Raw genomic sequence first — 24655 nt, 5'->3', positions numbered from 1 at the left:
TTTATCTTATGCGATCTTAACGTTTATTGCATTAGGGCCCTTTCGGCCTTCTTCAACCTCAAAGTTTACGACATCATTCTCGCGAATAGTATCTATTAAACCTGATACGTGTACAAAAAGTTCCGCAGCGCCATCAGCGGGTGCGATAAATCCGAAACCTTTTGTCTCGTTGAAAAATTTTACTGTTCCTTGTTGCATTATTTCTTTTTTAATGTCTTCAAATATACATAAATATATTGAAAATCAAAAAGTTATATTTTTAAGCCGATCAGAGCAGGCATCTTAACAAGATCAGCGCACATTAATCAGCTCTAGTCGCTCCTTAAGGTTGATCTCTCTGGATATAAATAATTGAACAACAGATTGTATTTACCCAAATTTCCCCCTGAAGAGACTTTCATTTTGCCACCCGGCATCCTCGTAATTGCTGGTAAAATAGACTTTCACCTGCGCGCTGTCTGCCGAGGTAAAATAAACTAGAAAGGTTGCATCTTGTTTATCCGGAGTGATAAACCAGTAACACTCACCATGCGCGGTTTTAATTGAAGAGACGCGGTATACCCATAAATCGGCCTGAAAAGGATCGGTCACTACAGCTAACCTGATATGGGCGTCTCCAATAGATAGAGTTTGAAATATTATTGCCATGCGGAACAAATTTGTTTTTTGAAAAATATGCTAAAGAGGGAAACTCTTGAGGCCTTTTAAACATTCTGCTCTATCAATGGCGCACCCGGGCACATCAATAGCCTGGAAAATTACAGCTACCCTGAAGGTCTCATATTGATCTAACATACCACATTCCAGCAGGTCTCCGACAGCTTGTCATTAACGATAATCGTCAGTTCGCTGCTATGAACTTTATTCAGGAAAACAAGTTGTATCTCAGATTTAAAGTCAACAAACATTCCCATTTTAGGGAAAAGGGTATGGATGAAGGTCTTGGAAGAGGCCTGTTTGAGGAAGTGGATGTAGATAACATGCTTATTTTTAAAGCAGAAACGATCAAAAATATCCGGCCATTCCAGTATTATTTTGTCTACAAAAGCGATTACCTTTTGCTCTTCGGTGAGATTTTCCATAGCTAAATATTAAAACAGTGAGGTAGTAGGAGAATAATTGAACAACGATGATAAGAGGGCAAAAAAATATCGTGAACATTCTAATGTAGTCTAATTAAATGGATTGTTCTTATTTAAAATGATTTAGTTTCCCACAAATGGTAGTAGGCACGGGCCTGTAAGTAAAAAATTAACCTCACCCTTTATTATGTAATCATTAATCCAGTGAAGCTAGTAAATCCTGTCCAAGTCAAACACTGCCGGCAGATGATAACCCCCAGGGCTAGTTTTCTCAAAGTATTTTAGTGCCTGGTAACATTACTGTTCCAGGACAGACCAGGCACTAATGGTTAACTGATTTTTTCTAAATTTACACCAAAACCGGCCAGAATATTTAATGAGCAATCCAGGAAAACACATTTTGAAGGATATTGAGCGAGTATCCAACATCCCTTCCGTAAACCATATTCTAGAGCTGGCCTGTGAGACCACGGGAATGGGATTTGCAGCCATCGCCAGGGTTGATGAATTTTCCTGGGTCGCATGTGCTACACTGGATAAAATAGGCTTTGGCCTTCATGCCGGTGGCGAACTGAAACTAGAAACGACGATCTGTAATGAAATCATGCAGCATCGGCAGGTAGTCGTTATTGATCAAGTTGACCAAGACCCCTTATATAAAGATCATCATACCCCAAAAATATATGGCCTTCAAAGCTATATTTCTGTACCGATCATATTAAAAAACGGATCTTTTTTCGGAACATTATGTGCCATTGACCGCGTTCCAGCAAAAGTAAATAATCCCAAAGTGGTTAATACCCTTAAACTGTTTGCTGAACTTATCGGCTTTCACTTGGATTCTCAGGAGCAGCTTGCTGATAGGGATCGTACCATTGCCAAAGAACGAAACGAGGCCGAACTCCGGGAGCAATTCATTGCGATGCTAGGCCATGACCTCAGAAATCCGGTAAGCGCCATCTCAAGCGCAGTTCAACTTCAGTTAAAAGGAAACTTAGATGAGCGGAATCAGCGTCTAGCGCAGATCATCAGCGATGCGGCTGTTCGTACACGCGGGCTGATCGATAACATTTTAGACTTCGCTAGCGGAAAACTGGGCTCAGGTATTGTCCTCAACTACGATAACCATCTCAGCCTGGAGGAAACTATCGAACAGGTAATCACAGAACTTAAGATGGCATGGCCAGATATAATCATCAACAAAAATATTACCTACACAGACATTCCGGTAGTAGATAACAAGCGTATAGCGCAGTTAATTTCTAACATACTCTCAAATGCGATCACCCATGGCAGCAAAGGAAAACCAATAGCTATTGATTTCACTCAACAAGAAAAAGGTTATCTGATTAAAATCTCGAATGACGGAACCCCGATCCCTAAAAACATCTTGCCGCATTTGTTCAAGCCATTTTCCAGGGGTAAAGTCCAGCCCGGCCAGCAGGGGCTTGGCCTGGGACTATATATTGCAAGTGAAATTGCACGGGCACATGGCGGATTCATCAGCGTTTCTTCTATTAATGAGCGGACGTGTTTTGAGGTTGAATTACCTGGATAAGGCTCATGCCTCTTCCTCAAATTGAGGCACTTTTAGCCAGAACGTTAGACAAAACGGATGGCAGACCAAAATTGGGGAAGAACCAGTTTTGTCGAAATGTACAATTTAAGCACGAATTTAAATCCTTTGAGGACTAAAAAGACCGCTCTCCTTCATTTTTACTTACCCAGATAGAATATTCAATTTTATGACAGACATTTCATTCAAAAACTACAATAGTTTTGTTTATTAAACAAAACTATTGTAGTTTTGTGTCAAACACTTTTTTTTTTATGATACTTCAAAATATCCTCGATCAGATTATCCAGGCACAAAGGCTAAATATAGCGAACAAGGATACAGGGCTAAAAAGAGATGCGCTACCACTACTGCCAAATTTAGCTTCACATGCCCTTATTGTATCAGGAATAAGAAGATGTGGAAAAAGCACTTTACTATTTCAGTTGTTAAGCAGTAAATATCCCGGAGCACTATACCTCAATTTTGAAGATCCCAGGCTATATGAATTTGAAAACAAGGATTTCCTAAGGTTAGACGAATTGATCAGAGAACAAAAACTCTCTGTTCTGATGTTTGATGAGATCCAAATTATTCCCGAATGGGAAAGATATGTTCGGCAAAAATTAGACGAAGGTTATAAGATTGTTGTCACCGGCTCAAATGCCTCACTGTTAAGTAGAGAACTAGGAACTAAACTTACAGGAAGGCACATTACTAAAGAGTTATTCCCATTTTCCTATCACGAATTTATCTCCCATCAGAAATTAAAGCCTTCAGCCGAATCGCTAATTAACTATTTGACAATCGGTGGCTTTCCAGAATACATTAAAGAAAGAACCGACGATATTCTAAACCATCTTTTTGAAGACATACTGATTCGTGATATCGCAGTGCGTTACAGTATCAAAGACATCAGAACACTCCGGCGCCTGGCCCAGTATTTAATTTCAAATGTCGGAAAACCCGTATCGGGTAATAAGCTTAAAAACATTTTTGAAGTAGGTGCTACCAGTACCGTCTTGGAATATTTGTCACATATGGAATATTCCTATTTATTGCATTTTGTACCTAAGTTTAGCTACTCTCTAAAAAAACAAATTGCAAACCCGAGGAAAGTATATGCGATTGATACTGGTCTCGTCAATGTCAACTCAGGATCTTTTACCGAAGACAATGGGCGTAAATTCGAAAACCTCATTTTTTTGCATCTTCGCCGAACTTATAAAGAGATTTATTATTTTTCAGAAAAAGGAGAATGTGATTTTATTACATTTAAAAATGGAGCTTTTCATCAGGCCATTCAGGTATGTTATGAATTAAACCCAGATAATTTAGACAGAGAACTCAATGGAATGATTGAAGCATTGGAATTATTTAATATAGAAGAAGGAACTTTAGTCACCATTTCACAAAAAGATCAATTCGAAAAAAATGGAAAGGTCATTCATGTTATTCCTGCCCATGAATATTTGCTAAGGTAGCAACAACGAGATTAAGTGTCTTACTATTTGAAGTAAATATCTTTCAAAATCAAGAAAATACCCTTTAAGTGTTGCAATGGAATCCCATCATCCCCGCCAAAAAAAACGAAGCCCGACGATAGTCGGGTTTTTTGTTTTCCAGACTTTTCACCAAGGCGCAGCTTTAAATGGAAAACCGGGAAACAATAAGATGAGTGTAACGAATGCTTCGTTTTGTGAATCCTCCCCTTTGGAGACCACTGGAGATGCAATACACATAACCCTAGCTCCGCAGGAAAAAATTAAAGCCGGAAATAGAAATATTCCCGGCTTTTTTATGCCTAATTATTTAAACATCATTAAATTTAAACAAAGCTTCTTCAAAACGGTAGCCGGGACAAAGCGATGTTATTTCGCCGGAGTTTTTTAACCGCCCCAGCTTTAAAATTTCACCAGATAATTTTTACCGGGTTGGGTGCTCAATACTTTGGTTTTACCCATATAGCTGATTTTACAATTACCACCTTTACGCGAAAGTATGCTGGTGTTAGTTAATTTTCCGTCTTTCCAACTCATATCTATTACAAAATTCCCTCTCGCTACCAAACCTTTAACGGCACCAGATTTCCACTCTATAGGTAAGGCTGGCAATAGTTCAATGTAGCCCTGATGACTTTGGAGCAGCATTTCGGCTATGCCTGCCCCACCACCAAAGTTTCCATCAATCTGGAAAGGTGGATGGGCACCAAACAAATTAGCATAAATACCGCCACCCCCATATTTGATGGCTGCATCCTTACCTACAAAGCGCATTAATTTTTTCACTGCATCGTAAGCCCGTTCGGCATTTTGCATCCTTGCCCATAGGTTTATCCGCCAGGTGATGGCCCAGCCTGTACCTTCATTGGTGCGCAATTCGAGCGATTTACGTACGGCATCGGCCAGTTTTGGTGTTTCGGAAGTGGTGATGCTATAACCCGGATAAGCCGAAAACAGGTGCGATAAATGTCTGTGGTGTGGCTCACGATCTTCCCAATCATGATACCATTCCTGCAAATTTCCTTTTTTACCAATCTGATAAGGGTAAAGCTTTGCCATGGCTTGTTTTACTTTGATTTGAAGCGCTTCATCAACTTTTAATAAGTCGGCAGATTTCAAATAATCGGTAAATAGCTCCCTAATCATGGCCATATCGGCAGTACTACCGTACAAAGTCTGACCTGCGTAGCCTTTATCGTTGATGTAAACATTCTCGGGCGAAGTGGAAGGTGCCGTTACGAGATAACCTTTTTTGTCGGTAGTTAAAAAATCGAGGCAAAACTGTACCGCACCTTTCATTAAGGGATAAGCCTGTTGCTTTAAGAAATTCTGATCGCGTGTAAATGCGTAATGCTCCCACAAATGGGTACTTAACCAGGTACCTCCCATTGGCCAGTTGGCCCAGCAGGGATCGCCCTCACCACTATCGCCCACGGGGTTAGTCATGGCCCACATGCTGCTGTTGTGGTGACATACCCAGCCCCCGGCATTGTAAAAGTTTTTTGCAGTAATGGAACCTGGCCCAGCCAAACGACCAATAAAATCAAGCAAGGGCTGATGCATTTCGGATAGATTACCTGTTTCTGCCCCCCAGTAGTTCATTTGTGCATTAATATTGGTGGTGTAATTACTGCTCCAGGGCGGTCGTACCGATTCGTTCCAAATGCCTTGTAAATTTGCTGGAAGGCCGCCCATACGTGACGAGCTGATTAACAAATAACGGCTGTACTGGTAAAACAAAGCAATTAAACTGTTATCGGTTTTACCAGAGGCAAAACGGTTAAGCCGGTCTACAGTGCTTAATTTTTCGTTCTCGGTATCTCCCAGCTGTAACGATACCCGGTCAAAATAATTCCTGAAATCGACCTGATGAGCAGTTTTAATGCTTTCGTAATTGCGATTGACAACGTTTTTAAGGTAAGCAGCTGCTATCGCATTTTCATCCTTACCTGCTGTTCCGGGATTCTTATCCACACCGTTGTAACTGGTTGCCATAGAAAGGGCTAAAACCACTTCTGTTGCGCCTTTAATAGTTAAAGTACTATCTTTCAAAACCTGTTTACCATTAGTTTTTAACACTTTCAGCATGGAAACAAAGCGCATGGCATTTACTGTATCGTTTACTACTGCGTTAGCTATATTGCCGCGGTAATTGGGCTCAGTATGTACCGGCGCCCAACCTTTAAGTACCAGCATACCTTGTTTAACCAAACTTTTAGCTAACAGTTTACTATCGAAATTGCAGGAGAAATTGAGTTTGTCCTTTCCGGAAGCGGTTAACCTGAAAATGATAAGTTGCTGTGGGTGTGAGGCAAAAGTTTCGCGCGTGTAGGTAGTTTGGTTGGCCTGATAGCTAACTCTTGACACGGCATTTTGAATATCGAGTTCTCTCTTGTAACTGAAAACCTTGCCGCTATGGGCTAAATTAAAAAACAGGTTACCCAGTGGCATAAAAGCTTCAGAATATGGCCCCTGCATAAAATGCACCAGCGAATCAGCTTTTTTATAATCTTCATTAAATAAAGCATCGCGTACAGGCTGTAGGTATTGGTGGGCATTTGGATTGATTTTGGCGGCATCTATTGATCCACCAGACCATAATGTTGCATCGTTGAGCGAAATCCGCTCTTTCTCAATACCTCCATATACCATGGCACCCAAACGACCATTACCGAGTGGCAAAGCTTCTTCAAACTGGGTTGCCGGTTTGGTATACCAGAGTTTAAGCGCATTATTTTGCTGTGCATGCACACTCAGGCAGGCACCGATGCAAAGTAAATTCAGTAAAAATCTTATTTTCATTTGGTTAATCTGTTGAATCAAGGCGTAAGTTAAAGAAAAACAAAATTTTAATCTTCAATGGTTTAAACCAATTGCTAAACTAAATCCTGCCTTTAGTTAATTCTTTTTTAAAGGAACTTCGAATTTAATATCCGATTTGATATCGCTTTTAACCATATCTTTCAATTGGATCGCAGATTTTTCATCGACAAATTGATTTCCTTTAATTTGTACACCTGTACATCCCCAAAAATTTAACGCTGCACGTGCTTTACCAGCCGGCATAAAATCAGATTTTTCTATTTTGTTATTGATAAAAAAGATTCCATTTGTGCTCTTTGCCGATAAAACCGGATAATCGTATTGTTTGAAGATATTATTTTCAATCCGGATGTTGCGATGGACATAGTAATTTTTAACCCACTCGTTGTTTTCGGGATTAATTTTGATCGCATAATTATCTGACCCACTATTAAAACCACATTCGATAAACTGATTGTTGCGAATGGTTACATCGGTTACCGGACCAGATTCGTACCAGCCCATGGCATCATTTTCGATCAGAATAGCCTGCATGCCGGTGCGGTAGTAGACATTATTTTCGATCAGCACTTTGCGCCTGGTAGTAATTAACGTACCCCGAGAAATGGTACCTTCGAACCTGCAATTGGTAATCTTTACGACTGGTGTCCAGGTTACATTTTCTAAGGCATCACCCACTTTTAATCCGGCCGGAAAAGGCTTTTCGAGCTCTACAAGCATTTCGCGTTCGGAGATTAATTTGGCAGATTTAATTACCCCCTGTGCAAAAATCTGTAATGCAGCGCTGTGCACATAAGCCACAGTATCGCCTGGAATAAAAGCATTAAAACCATAAGTCTGGTGGTGCATAAATTTTAACTTTAAAGTATTGGGTGATACCACTTCGCTCACCTTTAAATGTGTACCATGCACATTAACAGGATCATCATGCATGCCATTATAACGGCAATTATTAAGTGTAATCTGCCCTTTACAACCCGAAAAATGCATACCATCGGCCGATGATGCAATTACGCGGCCACTCCCAGGTTCTGGTGCAACGGCAACATTATCGTAGTGCAGGTTTTCGCAAAATTGAGATACAATGCCTAAACCATGCATCGAAAACATGTTAACGTTTTGCAAACTGATGTTTTTAGAGCGGTTTTGAAATGCCCCTACGTAATCGCGGTAACGATCTCTAACGGTCAGCACATCGCCAGGAAGGGCTTTAAATCTGGAAAAATCGCCGGTAAATTTCACTACATCTGGTGCAATTTGTACAACTTTACTTTTGGCAAAAACATCCCAGTTACTGTAAAACAAGGTGCCTGCAGTTGGCCTAACCAGCACTGCATGATGATTTTTAGTGATCCATTTTTCGCCATACCATTCTAAATGGCCATCAATAATGGCAAACCTGCTATCGGGATGTACTTTAGCAGTAACCAATGTTGGTGTAATTTCCTGCAAGGTCATTTCAGACATGCCCGGGCGCTCATAGTTGACTGAAAGATTTTGGATCCGGATATTTTCGCTGCCATCAATTACCCAGGTAATCATTTTACCGTGAAATACAAAAACAGATCCGTTGCCTTCAATGGTGAGGTTTTTCAAATCTTTTAGGTACAGCCCCACCCGTTGTTTTTTAACCCGGAACTCAACTTCAGATGAACTGTTTGAAATGTAATAATGAGTCTCAATAGCACTATCGGGCCAGAAATCATATCTCCCTTTGGGAAAATTCAGCAGGGTATTGACTTTTCCTTTTGCTGATTCAATTGCCTTTTGAACACTTGCAGTAGCATCGGCAAAGCTGTTGGGGCTAGCACCAAACTGAGTAACATCTATGCTTTGTGCATAGAGCTGATGGCCTATGCACAAGAGCAGGAGGGTAAGGTATTTTTTCATTGTGTGGTTATAAATATAGCTTTAACCTATTCATAAAATCTATCTTGTGTAGTCTTGTTGCTTAAAAAAGCTGGTATATTTATGGTTAGGGCTTCAAATTTATAATTGTTTTGTATTGTGGAACTGCAGTGATAGCCGTAAAACCTGTTCCTTTGGCTTTTATTTCCTGCACCAAATTGGCTGGTACTCCAGTAGTTTTATCATCCCAATCTTGTAAATTGAGGCTAAGGTTGCCTTTTTTCCAAAATCTATTGAGGCTGATTTGCCATGTTTCGCCGTTAAATAAATTATCTGTTTTAATGGCTTCCTGTTGAACAAGCTCACAGGCATTGCCGCGGTAATTTACGTTTAAGATAACATCATTTACATTTTTAGGTAGTGCAGGGTTCAAAGTAATTTCAGCGGTTTTATGGGTAGGGTATTTGATGGCAATTTGTGGTTTGTAAACCGCTGACTGCCATGTATAGGTATCGAAAAGTGTATTGATAGACTTTTTAGCAGCGGTATTAAAGGCTTTCAAGCCATTAGGGTAAACCATCATGCTAAACACAGGTTTGTTTAATTGTGCTAAGGTAAGCTGGCCTTTTTGCATTAAAACATCCGCTTGGGTAATTAAAAGTGCATCCTGTCCATTCAATTGGGTTCGCCATGCATTTTCGGCTTGTGCAGTGGTAATAAATATTATTTTTAGCTGGTTTCCATCTACATCGGTAAAGCTACAATCGTTGCGGCTACCGGCAACTAACTTTAACTGATTACTGCCTTGGGTAACTTTCCAGCCTGCAATGTTTTTACTTTTTAGCGTTCTGCTGTCGATTGCCAACTCAGGGTTTACACCGTTTAAACGTTTAAAAAATAAGCTGATATTTTTACCATTCACCAATTTGGCAAAGGGCTGTGCAGTGGCGTACTTAATTAAAGTAGCACCTGTTTTTAAATTGAAAGGCAAAATGGCTGTAGTTTGTCCTTTAAGTAATAATGTTGGAAAATGGATCGTCTCGTCAGCTAAATTTACCTGTATCGAAACCGTTTTATCGGGCATGGTAATGCGTACTTGCGTGTTACCTAAAAACAGAAAGCCACTATTGCCATTTGCCCGGACTACATACCTTAAATCGCTGGTATTCTTTTCGTCACGAACGGGATTTGCGGGCTCATAAACCTGCATAGGAGCCAGTTCTTTTCCAAAATCGTTAACAAAAGTATGCAATACTTTAAGTTGTTTATATGAAGGGCGCAGCAACCCAAATTCATCAATCGGCGCCTGAAAATCGTAACTTTCGGAGTAACCAGGTTCTTTTAAACCCGGAGTTTGTGTACCTCCATGAAACATATAATAACCTACGAGGTTCATTCCGCGGCCGATCTGGTTCTGCAAATGTGCAGCTATAACTTCAGGCGCTACAACAAAGCGGTTGCGGTAAGTCATCTGGCTGCCCGCACCTTGCTCGCAAAGTCCACGTGGAAATTTATTTACATCATAAAAAACCTTGCCTAAAGCGTCAGTCATGATCCATTGGTCGTTACCGTACAAAAAGTCTTTTGTAGCTCCTCCGCCTGCCCTTTCCCAGCCTCTGTAAGCATAAGAACCCTGCAAAGGAATTACTTCCATCTTGCTATCGTCGAATACGGTATTGGCCGTTACACTCCAGTAAACGGGATTAATCTGTGCTTTTTGGGCCATTTCTTTCAACTTACTGATGTGTGCTGCCTGACCGCTGGCATACTCGTTTTCTAACTGAGTACCGATAATTGGTCCGCCATTGGCAAAAAACAAACCCTTGGTTTGTTGTGCAATCTGATCGAACAAAACAGCCGATGCTTTTAAATATTCGGGATCGTTACTACGGTGTCCTTTGAGGCGTTGAATCCAATCGGGGAAACCACCGTTTAACTGTTCGCCATGACTCCACGGACCTATGCGTAACCATACATACATACTATGTTTTTGGCAAAGCTGAATGAATTGGCGAATATTCCGGTTACCTATCCAGTCCCATTGCCCTTTCTCTCTTTCATGCTCGTTCCAGAAAACGTAGGTAGCCACAATAGACAAGCCTCCGCTTTTCATCTTTAAAATTTCAGTTTCCCAATCTTCTGGCCTTACGCGATTATAGTGTAACTCACCCATCATCGGAAACCAGGGCTGATCGTTTTTAGTGAAGTACTGGCTGTTTACCCCAAGCTTTATACCAGCCGGGTTTATCGCCGACATGGCAATATTGCTCCGTTCTAAAAGTGGTTTATTTTTAATATCTATCTGGTAAACCTGCGCTTGTAAAAGCGATACAAAAAATGCAAGCAGGCCTGATAAAAGTATTTTTACCTTAATCATCTTAATTAATTTCAAATGTGTGTGTGTGAAAAAAAGAGCCGCTAAAATTTTTAGCGACTCTAAACTAAACCAACTAAACCTAATTATTTGTAAACGAGGTTATATTAATCGTCCATACCCTGCTCGCTCCGTTTGCTGCCGTTACCACGTATTTAAGTGGTTTGGTTGCATCGGTTGGATCGCCAAGTGTAGCTGTTCCGCCAGTTGGTGCAATGCTTGCTGCTGTTGAGATATTCATATAAAACCACAATTTACTTTGCACTACATTAGCTTTTTCGGCAGCGGTAAACTGCCCATTGGCAGCAGGTACTGATATAGCTACATTAATAATAGCATTTGTTTTATCAACTGTTTGGGTTGCATTCAATTTCTGATAGACAACAATAGGCTGTCCATTCATTGTAGCCGAACCATTGAAACGATGTTCGACATTAACCAATGTGATTTCATTGATGTCATACAGGGGATAATCCTTCAAATCCTTTTTTAAACAAGAGGAAAATAAAGCCAATGATACGAGCATCATCAGAAAGGATATATGTTTTATGTTAAATTTCATAATTTGATTGATTTAGGGTTACCATCCTGGGTTTTGCGGACCAAATTTTGGATTGTTATCGATTAAGTTTTGCGGTATAGGGAAGAGGTATCTTCTGGAAGCATCAAATTTCCTGTCGTTATATTGTCTCCCAAATGGTCCGGTTACAATAGAAAACGATTTACGGTCTTTTGATATGTCCATTACACGCATAGGCTCAGTTAACTCTTTAATGGTACCACCAGGAGCTATACCATCATTTGCATCGCCACCAAATCTTCCCCAGCGTAACAAACTGAAATAATGATCATTTTCCTCTGCCAGTTCTACCCTTCTTTCGATTTTATAATCTTTCCAGGCAGCAACCAGCGTTCCTGCTGTAGAGGCTGGAAGTTTTCCGTGAAAAGTACGGGTTTTATTCAGGTTTAGTAAAGCATTGGTTAAATCGCCTTTTAATAAATAGGCTTCGGCCAGGTTTAAATATACCCTGCCCAAACGCATACATACAAAATGATAATCAGTACTCACACTATTTAAGTATGATGGGCTTACATTGGTGTACAAACCTTTACGCCAATACATATTGCTTAAAGTACAATCGTAACCACCACCATTAATGGTACCTAAAAAGCGGCCAGAATTACCTTTTAAACCAGTAGTAAACAATTCGCCGTAAAAACGGGTCGAATCGCTGATGATAGAGGCTTTCCACCTGGCATCACGGTTTTCGTTGGTTAAGCTCCACATGGTTTCTGTGCTTCCAGGTTTAATACGGCCCATTTTAACCACTACATCATTGTTTAGCTTAGCAGTTTTATCATCAGGAAAACCCGATTTAGCAAACGGTGCTACCACATTTACACTTTCATCAACTGCATTCAGGTATTGAGAAGTCTGGTTCCAGGGCACCACTTTGGTTGGATCAGCCTTATCGATAGTTAAATAATCGTCGGTAAAGTTTTGCGCCGGGAAATTTTCGGGCCAAACCTCAAAAGGCACGGGTTTATTAAACAAAGGTGTACCACTAAACTGAATAATGGTTTCGGGTTTAATGTTAGGCAACTGGTGCTGCATGGGTGTACTTGATAAAGAGGTATTGATTGCCTTTTTGTAAATAGCGAAGATGATCTCGTTCGAAGTACTTTTGGTTTCGTTGAACATGCCTTCGTAATCTGCTTCAAGAGCATAACCGCCGCTTATTACCAATTGGGCATTGGTAATAATTTTATCCAGTAATGGATCGTTAGGTGCAACATTCGGTGCCGCAGGGTAGTTTTTATATGCCAAAGCTTGCAAACATAACTCAGTTAAAAATGCCGCTGCCACATATTTGTTGGTACGGCCGGTAATTTTTGTGGTTGGCAAATCGGCAACAGCGTCTTCCAGATCTTTAATAATGTAATTATAACTTTCAGTCGGACTGGCCGTGCTGGGCACTTTAAGATCATCGTTTTCGGTCAAGACCTTATCTATCCAGGCAATACGACCGGTTCTTCTGGCAATATTGTAATAAGACATAGCCCTTAAAAACTTAGCTTCTGCAATTAATGCCTTTTTATCGACATCTGCTATACCAGCCGATTCGGTTACATTTTTGATAATTACGTTACAACGGCGCACTGCTCCCCAATTGTCAAATCCGTAATTACTTCTGTTAGTTAAGGTTTCAGAAAAAACAGTAAAGGCATTATCGCCATTACCATATGCCCCTAAAATATTGGCCGTGTATATGTCCTCGGCACCTTTGAGTCCCGAATTATAAGGATCCATAATACCATAGGTTGCAAAAACAAAAGTTTCGGCATTGGCTTTACTGCTCCAAACCACATCCGGACTAATCAGGCTTAGCGGATCGGCATCTAATACCTTTTTACAAGAGTTTAAAGCCAGCATAACGGCACAAACCCAAATTGTTATTATAATTTTTTTCATGACTTTAACTAATTAGAAACCTACATTTAAACCTATTGCGAACGTTCGCTGGATCGGGTAATCGTAATTGTTGGTGTTCGATTCCGGATCGATAAAAAAGTCGGTACTGTTTGATGAGGTTAACAAATTGGTACCTGACACAAACAAACGCAATTGCTGAAATGCTGATTTTTTAAATACGCTTTCTTTGAAATCGTAACCAAACTGTACATATTTCAAGCGCACATATTTTGATTTAACCAACCAGAAATCACTTCCTGTAAAATTATTACCTCCGTTTACAGTTGTTGCACTTACTGCACGAGGAAATAATGCATCGGTATTATCTGGTCGCCAGTAATCTAACTGAAAGCCATAGGCCAAAGGGTTTTGCGGATCGCCGCCCTGCACTGCATTTCCCAAATAACGGTCACGGTTACCAGCACCTTGTACTACTGCATTGAATGAAAATCCTTTATATCCCAGATCGATGGTTACACCGTAGTTCGTGCGCGGGAAAGTATTGCTTCCAATTCTTCTAAAATCATCAGCATTAATCTGTCCGTCGCCATTAAGGTCCTGATATCTTAAATCGCCCGCTACTACATTGGTAGAACTGATGCGTCGTGCTCCATTTAACAGCTGGCTATTTGATGTATAAAAGCCTGAATTATAGTAGCCTGTTTGTAAAAAGCCCCCGCTGGTATTGGTTGTGCGGGTGTAAGGATTTTTTAAGGTTGCATCGTCATCGCCGGCAAAGCGCTCCCAAAGTGAGTTATAACGGGTAAAATTAATTCCGATTTTATAGGTGAGCTTACCAATGTTGCTTGCCCAGTTGAGGTTAAAATCATAACCTTCGGTACGCAGGGCTCCTTCGGTAAAGTTAATTTGCGGTAAACCAATACCCAGGGTTTGCGAGAAACGTGGATCGCCGGTAACGAAACCTGTCCTGCGGGTATAATAATAATCGAAGGTACCGCTTAAACGGTTATTTAAAGTTCCAAATTCCAGGGCCAAATCACGGCTACCTATGGTTTGCCACGAGTAGGTACTGTTTGGCAAGCTTCCGGGTTCGGAGGTACCTTGTACCAGGTTACCATTTACCACATAAGCTGTTGGATTAATGCTGTAAGAAGGTACATAGCCAAATGCGCCTACACCGGTTTTATCGCCCAAAACGCCATAAGAACCTCTCAGTTTTAAAAAGTCAAGAATATGCCTGTCTTTCAGCGATTTCATAAATTTCTCTTCAGAAATAATGTAATTTCCTGAAACAGCATAAAATGTACCCCACTGACGACCGGGAACAAACAGATAATCTCCATCCCTTCTAATTGATCCTTCTATTGAATATCTTGATTTATAACTGTAAGTTAACCTACCCAGTAAGGCAGCCCTTGCAGCCTCCGATTCGCCGCCACTTACTGATTGATCAAGTGCGGGACCGGCAATCAGCTGATCAAAAATAATCTGATAATTTTTGCGGTTGCCCGAAATGTTAGAAGCTTCATCTTGCTGATGCTCCACAACACCTGTAAAATCGATGCTGTGATCGCCAAAAGTTTTGCTGTAAAGAATATAACCTTGTAGCGTTAATGTACTACCCTGGCCCTGTCCTACCGTTAAGCTCGGTGGATTGCCATATATTGGTGTTGTACTGTTGAGGTTGTAAGCTGGTGCAAGGTAATTCCAGTTTTTGCTAACATTGTTGTAAGTTGTATAGGTACCGTTTACTTTAAATTTCAAACCTTCTAAAAAATGAGCAGAGTACTCTAATCCAAGATTAGTGTTTAAAATTTTGGCTAACTGCCTGTTGTACCCAGATTGTGGATCGAGTTCACGGACAGGATTGTCTGGTTGGGTGGTTGGCAAACCAAATTCGTTTACAGCAAGTTGCGCCGATCCCCTATTTTGTATGTGGCTGTAAATGCTGCCATATCCCACTCCGGGAGTTACATTACTTTCAATAAAACCATCTAATCCGGCGGTTACTTTAAGGTTTAACTGATCGAACTGGCTGGTGGTATTTAAACGGTATGTAGTTCGCTTATTATAGTTATTATCGGTTCGTAAAATACTTCCCTGATCATAATACGAAAGACCTGCATAATAGGTTAATTTCTTAGTACCTGAAGTTACAGACAGATCGTGCCTCATTTCGGGTGCGAAATTTTTCATGGTAAGTGCTTGCCAATCTGTATTTGGGAAATTAAAGGGATCGGAACCAGTGCGTAATTTTTCTAAATCAGCTGCTGATCTGAACGGGCTCCTGCCTTCGTCGGCATATAACCTGTTTAAAGCAACTGCCTGATCGTAAGAGCTGATTTTTTCGGGGAATAGCGTGGGCTGCGAGAAGATCTGATTGTAGGAATAATTAATATTTACCTTGCCTTCGCTACCCCGTTTTGTTGTTACCAGAATTACACCGTTAGCGCCCTGATTTCCGTACAATGCTGTAGCGCCCGCATCTTTTAATATCGAATAACTCTCAATATCATTTGGGTTTAGATTCGCAAAATCGTTGGCCGAGCGTACGATGTTATCAATCACAAAAATAGGACTCTGCCCACGAATAGAAATACTGGCTTTAGCACCCGGTGCACCACTACCTGCAGTTACAATTACCCCCGGTAACCTACCGGCTACCGCATCGTTTATAGATTGCACGGGTAAAGCGGCTACGTTACCCATATCAAGGGTAGAAATAGCACTGGTAGTTTTGCGTTTGGTTGTTTTACCATAGGCCTGTACCACTACTTCATCCAGGTTATTGTCTAAAGCTTTTAAGACTACGGTTAATGCACCTGTAGCCCTTCTTTCAACGGTTTCGTAACCGATGAGGGAAAAAACCAATGTTGAATTATCGGGTACTGACAGGCTGAATTTACCATCCCCATCAGTAGAAGTACCGATTCCCTTAACGCCTTTTACAGCAACGGAAACGCCGGGTAGCCCAACACCTGTACTGTCCTTAACCAGACCTTTTACAATTATATCCTGATTGGCCATTTCATCTTTCAAAATGGTAATGAGGTTATTCTGCTGCACCGAAAAGTTCAGTGCGGTACCTGAAAGCAAAGTACGCATAACTTCTTCAAGCGAGGCCTGATTGGTTTTGATGCTGACTACCTTATTAAAAGGACCTTCGGTTGGGCTATAGACAAAACGATAACCACTTTGTTTTTCAATAGTTTGCAAAGCTTTCTCGAGCCTGATGTTTTTAAGATCGAGTGTAAGTTTTTCTTGCGAAAAAACCTTTGCAGAAACATTTAGGCAGGTAATAAAGACTAATAGGAATGCAATCTTCATTTGAATGATGACTTTAGAAAGGAGCCTGAGCCATGGCGAGGCTTGACTAATGTAAATTTTAATCATATTTTTGTTTTTTTGATTGGTTTATTTGGGGCTACGCATGTCCAGTGAGGAACCCCAGATTAGAAAAAAGATCAAAAAATTATCGGGGGAATGTGTTCGAGCACTTCCCCTTTTTCTTTTCGATACAGGTTTATTTTGGTTAGTTTGGTTATTTGGTTATGGTGATATGTTCTCCTTTCTTTTTAAAATTAAAATGTTTTACGCGTTGCAGGTTATCCAGAATTGTTAAGATATCTTCGTTTTCAAAGTGCCCTGTATAAGTATAGCCAGCCAGTTCTTTATCTTTAAATTCGATAGTTACATTAAACCAACGCTCCAGTCGTGTTTTAATATCTTCAAAATTGTCGTTCGCAAAAATGAGATTGTTATTCGTCCATGCCGATTCTACTACTTCTTTATCAATCAGGGTAAGATTATTGACTTCAATTTTAGGTAAGCGCTCTGCCTCATCTGTAACAGAAAGGCCTGGATCTGTCTGGGCATGTAACAGGTGATAGGTAATTTTCTGACCGGCTTTAAGAATTACAATATTTTTGTTTAAGCCGGTATTGTCTTCGAGCTTAATGGTACCCCGCACCAGTGTAGCTTCTGATTCATGTTCGTTAGCATAACTTTTCACATTAAAAGCAGTACCCAAAACGCTGATTTTAAAATCTTTGGTCCGCACAAAAAAAGGCCTGGCGGCATCGTGCTTTACATCAAAATAAGCTTCGCCTGTTAACCGTACATTTCTATCGCTTTGGTTGAAATGATCTCCAAGTTCAATTTTACTATCAGCATTCAGGTATACCAAAGTACCATCGGGCAGCGTAATTTTCTTTTTCTCTCCTCTTTTGGCTACAAAATTTCCGGCATAATGTAAGGCCTTGTTTGGACGTTCGTTGATCATGTAAATCAGTCCTGCTAGCAGTATAATTAAAACAGACGCAGCAATAGCGTAATGTACTTTCCTGAACTTTTTAACTTTGATTAACGGGTTGAGTTGCGCCGTAAGATAATCGACTTGCTGATTAAGCGGCTTTAAATTACCGCTTAAAAGCTGGTACATTTTTTTTGCAGCGTATACTGTATTATGTTTTTCGGGATGTTTATTAATCCATTCCTCCCAGAAAATCACACATTTTTGGTTGCTACCTTCGCAATATTGCTTAAAGGTATCATCCATTAAAAAATCTTCGGGGTATCTATGTTCATCAATCATGGAACGGCTTTTTTATACCAGTGCACAGTAATTGAAATTTTTACCAAGTATTTTTTAACTTTTTTTAATTTATTCTAAAAATCTATCCTGGCGGACATGTAAAGGCTAAAATTTAAGCTGGGTACGCAAAAATTTTAACGCACTATAAATGGTGTTATAGGCTGTTCTAACGGTTAATTGTGTTCTTTTGGCCACGTCTTCATAACTCAAGCCATCATAAAACCGTAACTGGATTAATTTTCGCTGTTGGGGAGTTAATTTTTCGAGAGCGGCAAGTAAACTGTTTTTAACCAGCTCATCGGATTGGATTTTTACAATCAACTCTTCATAAGGCATTTCCAGCAGCGCCTCATCTTCGGTTACAATTACTGAGATTGCTTTATTTAACCGTTGCTCCTGTGCGATTCGTTTTAAGATTTTTCGCTTTAAAATGGTACGAAGGTATGATTCCACCTGTTCTACCCTCGGCAGCTTATCGTGTTTCTCCCAAAGTTCGAGAAATACCTGATTTAATGTATCGGTAACCATTTCAGAATCGGCATGAACCCGCAGGCCGAATCCGGCCAAACTCCTGTAAAGCCCTTTGTACAGGTTTAGAAAGGCATCTTTCTCGCCCATGCACATCGCCTCCCACCATAAGGCATGCAAGGTACTTTTACCATCAGGAAAATTAAATTTATCCATGGTAAAATTTCCTACAGTTTATTCCTTTTAAGGGGTACGACGCTCCTGTTTTAAAAAGTTTTTGCAAAAATATAGTCATTCGCTGTTTAACCAGCACGCCACTTCAGGGATGTTACGTTGTGCTGAGTTTTTGGGTTTGTTGTAAGCTTGGCTGGCTCCAAGATACAGTTTAATCTTTAAATAACATTTTTAAATCATTAGTGCTTATTTACTATTATCAATCGTTTTTTATACATGCACTTCAGATTTTGTTTAGCAAAACTAAAAAAACTTTCACCAACTATAAACATAACAACTTATTTCCAATGCCATAAAACAAAAAATGTTGGATTCAGACCAAACTGAATCCAACATATTGAAGACCAAACAATAGTTTTTTTAAGAAATTAAAAAGACGGCTGTTAATCCTGCTCTATAAAATTAAGTTCCCTATCATGCGTTTCGGGTATGGTAAGCACGCTGTAAATACCAATGCCAAAACAAATTAAGCCCACTACCGCAGCAGCACGAAGCGGTAAAATATCGGGTTTTAAGGCCCCATATAAAGTAGTCATTAATACCACTGTTCCTCTAACCATGTTGGGAATGGTTGTTGCTGCAGTAGCCCTTAAATTTGTGCCAAACTGCTCGGCGCCGATGGTAACAAACATGGCCCAATACCCAATGCCAAAGCCCAGCCAAAGGCACATGAGGTATATACCTGTGGGATTGGCCACACCGCCGTACAGGTAAATAACGGTCCCTAATAGCGTAAAAAGCATGAGCAGGATTACCGCTTTTTTTCTGGAGCAAAGCAGGTAGCTTAATACGCCACTCAGCAAATCGCCGGTAGCCAGACCAATATAACACCACATTACAGCAAGGCCTGGTTTTACCACTTCGGTTATACCCAAAGCTCTTGCAAATTCGTTGCTGAAAGTAGCCAGTATACCGATTACATACCAGGTTGGCAATCCGATACCAATGCACCTGGCATAAAGTTTTAAGCGCCGGCTATTGGTAAAGAAGGAGCTGAAACTCCCCTTGCGTACCTGCTCGCGTTCGGCAATCTGCGTGTACATACCCGATTCGAATACGCCAATTCTTAACAAAAGCAGCAATATGCCTAAACCACCACCTGTAAAGTAAGCATAACGCCAGCTAAAGAGCTCGACGGTAAAATAAGCAGCCACAGCCCCTAACAAGCCTACGCCTGCAACTACTGAGGCGCCAATGCCCCGGAGTTTTTTGGGCAAACTTTCAGAAACCAATGTAATTCCGGCCCCCAGTTCGCCTGCAAGGCCTATACCGGCTACAAAACGCAAAACTTTGTAAATGGTAATATCCTGAACAAATCCACAGGCAAAATTAGCAATAGAATAAGTTACAATGGAACCAAAGAGAACAGATAAACGTCCTTTTTTATCACCCAAAATACCCCAGAGTATACCGCCTATCAGTAAACCACTCATTTGCCAGTTCAAAATGCTGGCTCCCTCTACAGATTGTGCAGTTTCATCAAGCCCCAGTTCTATCAGGCTTGGAATCCTGACAATACCAAACAGCAGCAAATCATATATATCTACAAAATAACCCAATGCAGCAACGATTACTACGGTGCTGAATAAATGCTGCCACACACTTTTACCATCAATCTTTTCCATAATTACTGATAGTTAAACGTAACAGTGGCCATGCAATCATTATCGGTTATCGCCCTAACCCAGTGCGCACTAAAACCAACTGGAAATTCGTATTCAACTGATTTTCCTGGCGTAAGCGTAAAGGTTTTGTAATGGTGAAAACCGGTGAGATCGAAATCTACTTCGAGGGTAATTTTTACTGGTTTATTGGCTGTTAAACTTACTTTTTTACGATCATAACCTGTCATCAGGTAAGGGAGCGAAATCTCGCCTTTCTTAATGCTACTGTTCTTCCAAACGCTACCTACACCAACTGCTTTTCCCATCTTCCACATATCGTCTACGCCACCGTACCATAAACCATTTGCTTCATTTCCAAAATATTGTCCATCGGGTTTGGCATCTTTCTTCGTACCACTGAAGACCAATAATCCACGCCAGGTACAGAAATCGACTATTTTTTTGTTATGCGTAGTTACCGGGCGCAATGCGATAAATCCACTCTCCCGGCCAACCTCGTAAAAAGTACCTGTGATATTTAGCATAAAACGCTCAGATTCTATTTCCCGCTTATCGCGATAGGCAAAAGTTTCGTAAGCACCTGAGCCTTTAGGCAAACGGAAAGTACCTGTTGCATCTTTTACAATTACCGAAGCATCATCAACTGCATATCCTTTTGTTAACTTCCCTAAACGCAAAATCTGCGCACTGCTATCGGCAGTATTGTTAACAGTGGCAAGCTTCTCATCTATTTCAGTATACTTATTTTCAGGAACTTGCAGCACCTGCAGGTTCTTGTTAAAATTTGCAGGCCGGATAAGGTTTGCATTAATCTCGCTGTTATCGGTAATATCGGCCAGCGACTTAAATAATGCAGGATTTGAGCTATGTGGCTTTCCGCTAAAATGCATAAAAGCGGTTGCAATACAATCTTTATCTGTCTTAAACCTGATCCAGGTAGCTTTTAAACCGGCAGGTAGCAGAAAATACTGGTAGTTATTGGCTTCCAGATTGATTTTTTTGTAATCTTTCCAGTTATTGTTTCCTTTTTGGTCTATCTGCAGGGTTACCGTAGTTTGCTTATCTGCTAACAGATGCAGCAACCTGTTATCGAAACCATTAATCAGATAAGGATCTGAGGGAATATTGGCCTTAACCGCATCTTTTTCCCATGGTCCACCCCAACCTGTGGGGCTACCCCATGTTTTTAAATCATTCCACTGGCCAAACCACAAGTTGGATTGCGCCCTTCCGGCCAAAGGATTTTCCAGCACCGTGGTTTCATCGGTGGCAATTACAATCTGGTTGTTCCAGTTGCAAAAATCGGGGATATAGCGCAAATGGGTATTAAGCGGAGCAATACCTCCACTGTTAGCACGCGAAAAGGTTTTAGGGAAATCGTACATCATGGCATGCATATCCATCAGAATTTTACCATTGCCCACTTCACGTATGCGCGGCCACTCGGTGTACCAGCCTCCTCGGTGGTCGTAGGTATGTGCCGCCTTAGGCAAGCGGTAAGTGTACCATTGGCCATTATCAAGCAATTTGAGTATTACAGAACGTTTATCCCAGCCAATACTCCACAGCGGGGTTTTATTACCCGGACTGCCATAAATACCACCCGGACCAGTTACATCAGTAAATTGCCTGCGTTCAACAATCTCCCATTTTTTGCCATCCCAGCTGGCCAGCACGCCTTTTTCTTCATTGTTTTGTGGCAGGTTCCCGGCCTGCAGCATGTCTTTGGTAATTTTAAAAACAGCTTCCTCGCCGTTATTGGCTACCACCAGTTTGCCCTGGGCAGTATAGGCACCTTTACCATGCCAGCCGGGAACAGGCTTGTGAAAGAGCTTGTTCACCGCCAGGGTATGTACATTTACTTCATACAACATGCCCTCCATATCATAAAAATAGACCATATTTTCAGGATCAGTGAGGTGTCTTGCGGTTGCAGTCATCCGGCCAGGCATTACACTGAATGGGATTGTCCTCACCTTCCCTTTGTCATCAATAAAATAACTACTGGTAATGAGCTGGTTTGATTCGCGATGAATCATGCGGTTAGCCGGCGTACCTCCAATGCTTTCGGGATGGATGGTTACATTTAAATCTTTATCCAAACTGTAAAGTTTATCGGCACTGCCATGAGGCTCGTGTGGCGAATAGGTAACCATCCAAAGCTGCCCGGCCCAGGGCGTTATTGCACCAATACCATTTTCAAAGCCCTGGCCGCCTTTCTTTTTCTGCTCCTCGGTTTTTGGCCATCCCTCGTTAAAAGTGGCCAAATGAGGATACACCCCACTTACTTGTAATGGTTTTGTTTGGGCGCTGACTAAAAATGGTGTGGCAAGTGCCAATGCGACACCCCAGCAGATACTTGTTTTTATGTTTTTCATCTTTTTAAAAATTCTTAATAATTAGGGTTTTGCGTCAGTTTCGGATTTGCCCTTACCTCTCTGGCTGGTATAGGCCACAGGTATTGTTTACTCTTATCAAAATTTCTGGTGTAAATTATTTTTACATCAGCACCAAAACCACTGTAATCTGCAATGCCGTCTGCATCGATTGGCGTTACGCCAGGAAACGGCCATTTAGCCCGGTTTTGATTTGCCGGATCCGGAAGACCAATTACAGGTTTTGTCAATGCTTTTTCGGCCAGTTTCCAACGGATTAAGTCCATATAACGCAATCCTTCAAAAGCAAATTCAACACGCCTTTCCCTTCTAACGATCTGCTTAAGTTCTGTAAGGTTTAAGGTGGTTACAGCAGGATAGGATGCTACCTGGGTTACAGGTACACCATATGCCCTGGCACGCACACTGTTAATTGCATTTAAAACGCTCGCATCTGCTTCGCCCAATTCAATTTTGGCTTCGGCATAGGTTAAAAACATCTCGGCAAATCGGATAATGATTGCATCATTGTCTTCATTTAACTTATCGGCCCAGCTTTGCTCAACCCCTTTACGCCAAATGAAACCGGTAAAACTGGCAAAGGGTGCTACAGCCCGTGTATCGTTGTTGGTCACCAAACGTCCTAATTTGTTGCTCCATACCCTTAAAGAATCAGGATGCGGGTTATAATTGTAACCTAAAAAGTAAGTATTAAAAGGAACCACCGTTGCGGCTAACCGTGGATCCCTGTTTTTAAACGGATCGAGGGGATTGTATAAGGGCGATTGGTTAATGGTTTTTCCATCTGTACACTCATAGGCATCTACCAGTTCCCGGGTAGGCATTGTTGCTGCAAAACTTCCGCTAACATTCCTGGGCAATATATCAGTTGGCGAATTGGATGAATTTAGAGTCTGATCGCGTGGTATACTAAAAATGATTTCACTGCTGAGTTCCCCTGCTTTTTGAAAAATACTTGAGTATGGAGTTGTTAAGCTATAAGCGCCTGCCCCCGTTAAAGCCATTACAGCAGCTGATGCTGACTTTGCTGTTGCCCAGTCGCCCATATAGAGCGCTGTCCTTGCTTTAAAAGCCAGGGCTGCACCTGATGTCAGCTTTTTAATCCCAGTACCATAGCTTTGGGGCAGGTTTTGAGCTGCAAAATCAAACTCGCCTATCAAAAATTTATAAATATCTTCTTTCCTTGCTTTTTCTACTGCTAAAGACTGCTCCAAGGTAAGCGTTGTTAAATTTAATGGTACGTCGCCAAAATGGGTAATCAACTTCATGTATTGATAGGCTCTGATCAATCTGGCCTCTGCTTCGAGTTTGGTAATTACCGCTGCCGGCGTATTTGCAGCAGCCTTGTTCTTGTTGTCCAAAAAACTATTTATTCTGGCAATAGCCTTATAACAATTCAGATAATACGTTTCGATATCTGCGTTGGAAGAGTTTACAGTACCAGCAATTATGGAATTTCCGCCCGCTCCACCCCTGTAGAAACAGTTGTCTGAGAAAAACTCTTCCCAGCTACCGGTACTCTCTTTTACCGGTGTCCAAAAATCAATCCGGTACATATCATATACAGCCAGTTCCAGTTCATTCTGGTTAGAGTAGAAGCTCTCAGAAGTTGGATTGGACGGCGAGTATAAATCAAGTTTTTTACAGGAATAAAGACCAACGATCAATATTGATGCTATTATTAATATTTTTTTCATTTTCATTTGAATTTTAATGGCCA

Annotated in this window: 17 protein-coding genes; 3 read left to right on the top strand and 14 right to left on the bottom strand. The window is 41.0% G+C overall.

The window, feature by feature from the left end:
• Positions 1–6: 6 nt before the first annotated feature.
• From BLR37_RS15750 to BLR37_RS15740, 3 genes are all read right to left on the bottom strand, one after another.
• A complete protein-coding gene (locus BLR37_RS15750; RefSeq protein ID WP_039473721.1) occupies positions 7–198 on the bottom strand; it encodes a cold-shock protein in 192 nt (63 codons plus the stop codon).
• Between the two features lie 171 nt (positions 199–369).
• A complete protein-coding gene (locus BLR37_RS15745) occupies positions 370–648 on the bottom strand; it encodes a 7(1) septoil knot domain-containing protein (protein WP_090770167.1) in 279 nt (92 codons plus the stop codon).
• Positions 649–788: 140 nt separating this feature from the next.
• The gene (locus tag BLR37_RS15740) at positions 789–1082 is read right to left on the bottom strand and encodes a hypothetical protein (protein WP_090770166.1); all 294 of its coding nucleotides are present in this window, start codon (positions 1080–1082) and stop codon (positions 789–791) included.
• 376 nt (positions 1083–1458) lie between these two features.
• Between BLR37_RS15740 and BLR37_RS15735 the strand changes: the two genes are divergently transcribed.
• From BLR37_RS15735 to BLR37_RS15725, 3 genes are all read left to right on the top strand, one after another.
• The gene (locus tag BLR37_RS15735) at positions 1459–2640 is read left to right on the top strand and encodes a GAF domain-containing sensor histidine kinase (RefSeq protein ID WP_090770163.1); all 1182 of its coding nucleotides are present in this window, start codon (positions 1459–1461) and stop codon (positions 2638–2640) included.
• Positions 2641–2912: 272 nt separating this feature from the next.
• Positions 2913–4121 (top strand): ATP-binding protein, encoded by a 1209-nt coding sequence (locus BLR37_RS15730; RefSeq protein WP_090770161.1) that lies wholly within the window; start codon positions 2913–2915, stop codon positions 4119–4121.
• Between the two features lie 76 nt (positions 4122–4197).
• On the top strand, positions 4198–4530 hold the full coding sequence (locus BLR37_RS15725) for a hypothetical protein (RefSeq protein ID WP_090770159.1): 333 nt from the start codon (positions 4198–4200) through the stop codon (positions 4528–4530).
• 11 nt (positions 4531–4541) lie between these two features.
• Here BLR37_RS15725 and BLR37_RS15720 read toward each other — a convergent pair whose 3' ends face one another.
• The 11 genes from BLR37_RS15720 to BLR37_RS15670 form a co-directional block, all read right to left on the bottom strand.
• The gene (locus BLR37_RS15720; protein WP_090770157.1) at positions 4542–6941 is read right to left on the bottom strand and encodes a glycoside hydrolase family 95 protein; all 2400 of its coding nucleotides are present in this window, start codon (positions 6939–6941) and stop codon (positions 4542–4544) included.
• Between the two features lie 96 nt (positions 6942–7037).
• Positions 7038–8852: a right-handed parallel beta-helix repeat-containing protein gene (locus BLR37_RS15715; RefSeq protein WP_090770155.1), complete on the bottom strand. Its 1815-nt coding sequence runs from the start codon at positions 8850–8852 to the stop codon at positions 7038–7040.
• Between the two features lie 85 nt (positions 8853–8937).
• Positions 8938–11187 carry a beta-galactosidase gene (locus tag BLR37_RS15710; protein ID WP_090770153.1) on the bottom strand — a complete coding sequence of 750 codons (2250 nt, stop codon included), beginning with the start codon at positions 11185–11187 and terminating at the stop codon, positions 8938–8940.
• 79 nt (positions 11188–11266) lie between these two features.
• On the bottom strand, positions 11267–11746 hold the full coding sequence (locus BLR37_RS15705; RefSeq protein WP_143009586.1) for a DUF5018-related domain-containing protein: 480 nt from the start codon (positions 11744–11746) through the stop codon (positions 11267–11269).
• An 18-nt stretch (positions 11747–11764) separates the two neighbouring features.
• Complete coding sequence (locus BLR37_RS15700; protein ID WP_090770151.1) at positions 11765–13657, bottom strand: RagB/SusD family nutrient uptake outer membrane protein; 1893 nt, start codon at positions 13655–13657, stop codon at positions 11765–11767.
• A 12-nt stretch (positions 13658–13669) separates the two neighbouring features.
• Positions 13670–16945 (bottom strand): SusC/RagA family TonB-linked outer membrane protein, encoded by a 3276-nt coding sequence (locus BLR37_RS15695; RefSeq protein ID WP_167356623.1) that lies wholly within the window; start codon positions 16943–16945, stop codon positions 13670–13672.
• A 214-nt stretch (positions 16946–17159) separates the two neighbouring features.
• A complete protein-coding gene (locus BLR37_RS15690) occupies positions 17160–18212 on the bottom strand; it encodes a FecR family protein (RefSeq protein WP_090770147.1) in 1053 nt (350 codons plus the stop codon).
• Between the two features lie 105 nt (positions 18213–18317).
• The gene (locus BLR37_RS15685) at positions 18318–18896 is read right to left on the bottom strand and encodes an RNA polymerase sigma factor (RefSeq protein WP_244154674.1); all 579 of its coding nucleotides are present in this window, start codon (positions 18894–18896) and stop codon (positions 18318–18320) included.
• 401 nt (positions 18897–19297) lie between these two features.
• A complete protein-coding gene (locus BLR37_RS15680) occupies positions 19298–20539 on the bottom strand; it encodes an MFS transporter (RefSeq protein ID WP_090770145.1) in 1242 nt (413 codons plus the stop codon).
• Positions 20540–20541: 2 nt separating this feature from the next.
• Entirely contained in the window at positions 20542–22917 is a 2376-nt protein-coding gene (locus tag BLR37_RS15675; protein ID WP_090770143.1) for a hypothetical protein, read from the bottom strand.
• A gap of 14 nt (positions 22918–22931) precedes the next feature.
• Complete coding sequence (locus BLR37_RS15670; RefSeq protein WP_090770677.1) at positions 22932–24632, bottom strand: RagB/SusD family nutrient uptake outer membrane protein; 1701 nt, start codon at positions 24630–24632, stop codon at positions 22932–22934.
• Between the last annotated feature and the right edge of the window lie 23 nt (positions 24633–24655).

Source organism: Pedobacter soli (genome assembly GCF_900101435.1).
In the GTDB taxonomy this organism is placed as follows: Bacteria; Bacteroidota; Bacteroidia; order Sphingobacteriales; family Sphingobacteriaceae; genus Pedobacter; species Pedobacter soli.
Note: the sequence above shows the minus strand (reverse complement) of the source record. Positions and strands in the feature narration are given on the sequence as shown.

Coding starts and splice junctions, on each gene's coding strand:
- BLR37_RS15730 (WP_090770161.1), top strand. CDS start 2,913: ATGATACTTCAAAATATCCTCGATCAGATTATCCAGGCACAAAGGCTA.
- BLR37_RS15740 (WP_090770166.1), bottom strand. CDS start 1,082: ATGGAAAATCTCACCGAAGAGCAAAAGGTAATCGCTTTTGTAGACAAA.
- BLR37_RS15715 (WP_090770155.1), bottom strand. CDS start 8,852: ATGAAAAAATACCTTACCCTCCTGCTCTTGTGCATAGGCCATCAGCTC.
- BLR37_RS15745 (WP_090770167.1), bottom strand. CDS start 648: ATGGCAATAATATTTCAAACTCTATCTATTGGAGACGCCCATATCAGG.
- BLR37_RS15670 (WP_090770677.1), bottom strand. CDS start 24,632: ATGAAAAAAATATTAATAATAGCATCAATATTGATCGTTGGTCTTTAT.
- BLR37_RS15680 (WP_090770145.1), bottom strand. CDS start 20,539: ATGGAAAAGATTGATGGTAAAAGTGTGTGGCAGCATTTATTCAGCACC.
- BLR37_RS15720 (WP_090770157.1), bottom strand. CDS start 6,941: ATGAAAATAAGATTTTTACTGAATTTACTTTGCATCGGTGCCTGCCTG.
- BLR37_RS15705 (WP_143009586.1), bottom strand. CDS start 11,746: ATGAAATTTAACATAAAACATATATCCTTTCTGATGATGCTCGTATCA.
- BLR37_RS15735 (WP_090770163.1), top strand. CDS start 1,459: ATGAGCAATCCAGGAAAACACATTTTGAAGGATATTGAGCGAGTATCC.
- BLR37_RS15710 (WP_090770153.1), bottom strand. CDS start 11,187: ATGATTAAGGTAAAAATACTTTTATCAGGCCTGCTTGCATTTTTTGTA.
- BLR37_RS15690 (WP_090770147.1), bottom strand. CDS start 18,212: ATGATTGATGAACATAGATACCCCGAAGATTTTTTAATGGATGATACC.
- BLR37_RS15675 (WP_090770143.1), bottom strand. CDS start 22,917: ATGAAAAACATAAAAACAAGTATCTGCTGGGGTGTCGCATTGGCACTT.
- BLR37_RS15750 (WP_039473721.1), bottom strand. CDS start 198: ATGCAACAAGGAACAGTAAAATTTTTCAACGAGACAAAAGGTTTCGGA.
- BLR37_RS15695 (WP_167356623.1), bottom strand. CDS start 16,945: ATGAAGATTGCATTCCTATTAGTCTTTATTACCTGCCTAAATGTTTCT.
- BLR37_RS15685 (WP_244154674.1), bottom strand. CDS start 18,896: ATGGATAAATTTAATTTTCCTGATGGTAAAAGTACCTTGCATGCCTTA.
- BLR37_RS15725 (WP_090770159.1), top strand. CDS start 4,198: ATGGAATCCCATCATCCCCGCCAAAAAAAACGAAGCCCGACGATAGTC.
- BLR37_RS15700 (WP_090770151.1), bottom strand. CDS start 13,657: ATGAAAAAAATTATAATAACAATTTGGGTTTGTGCCGTTATGCTGGCT.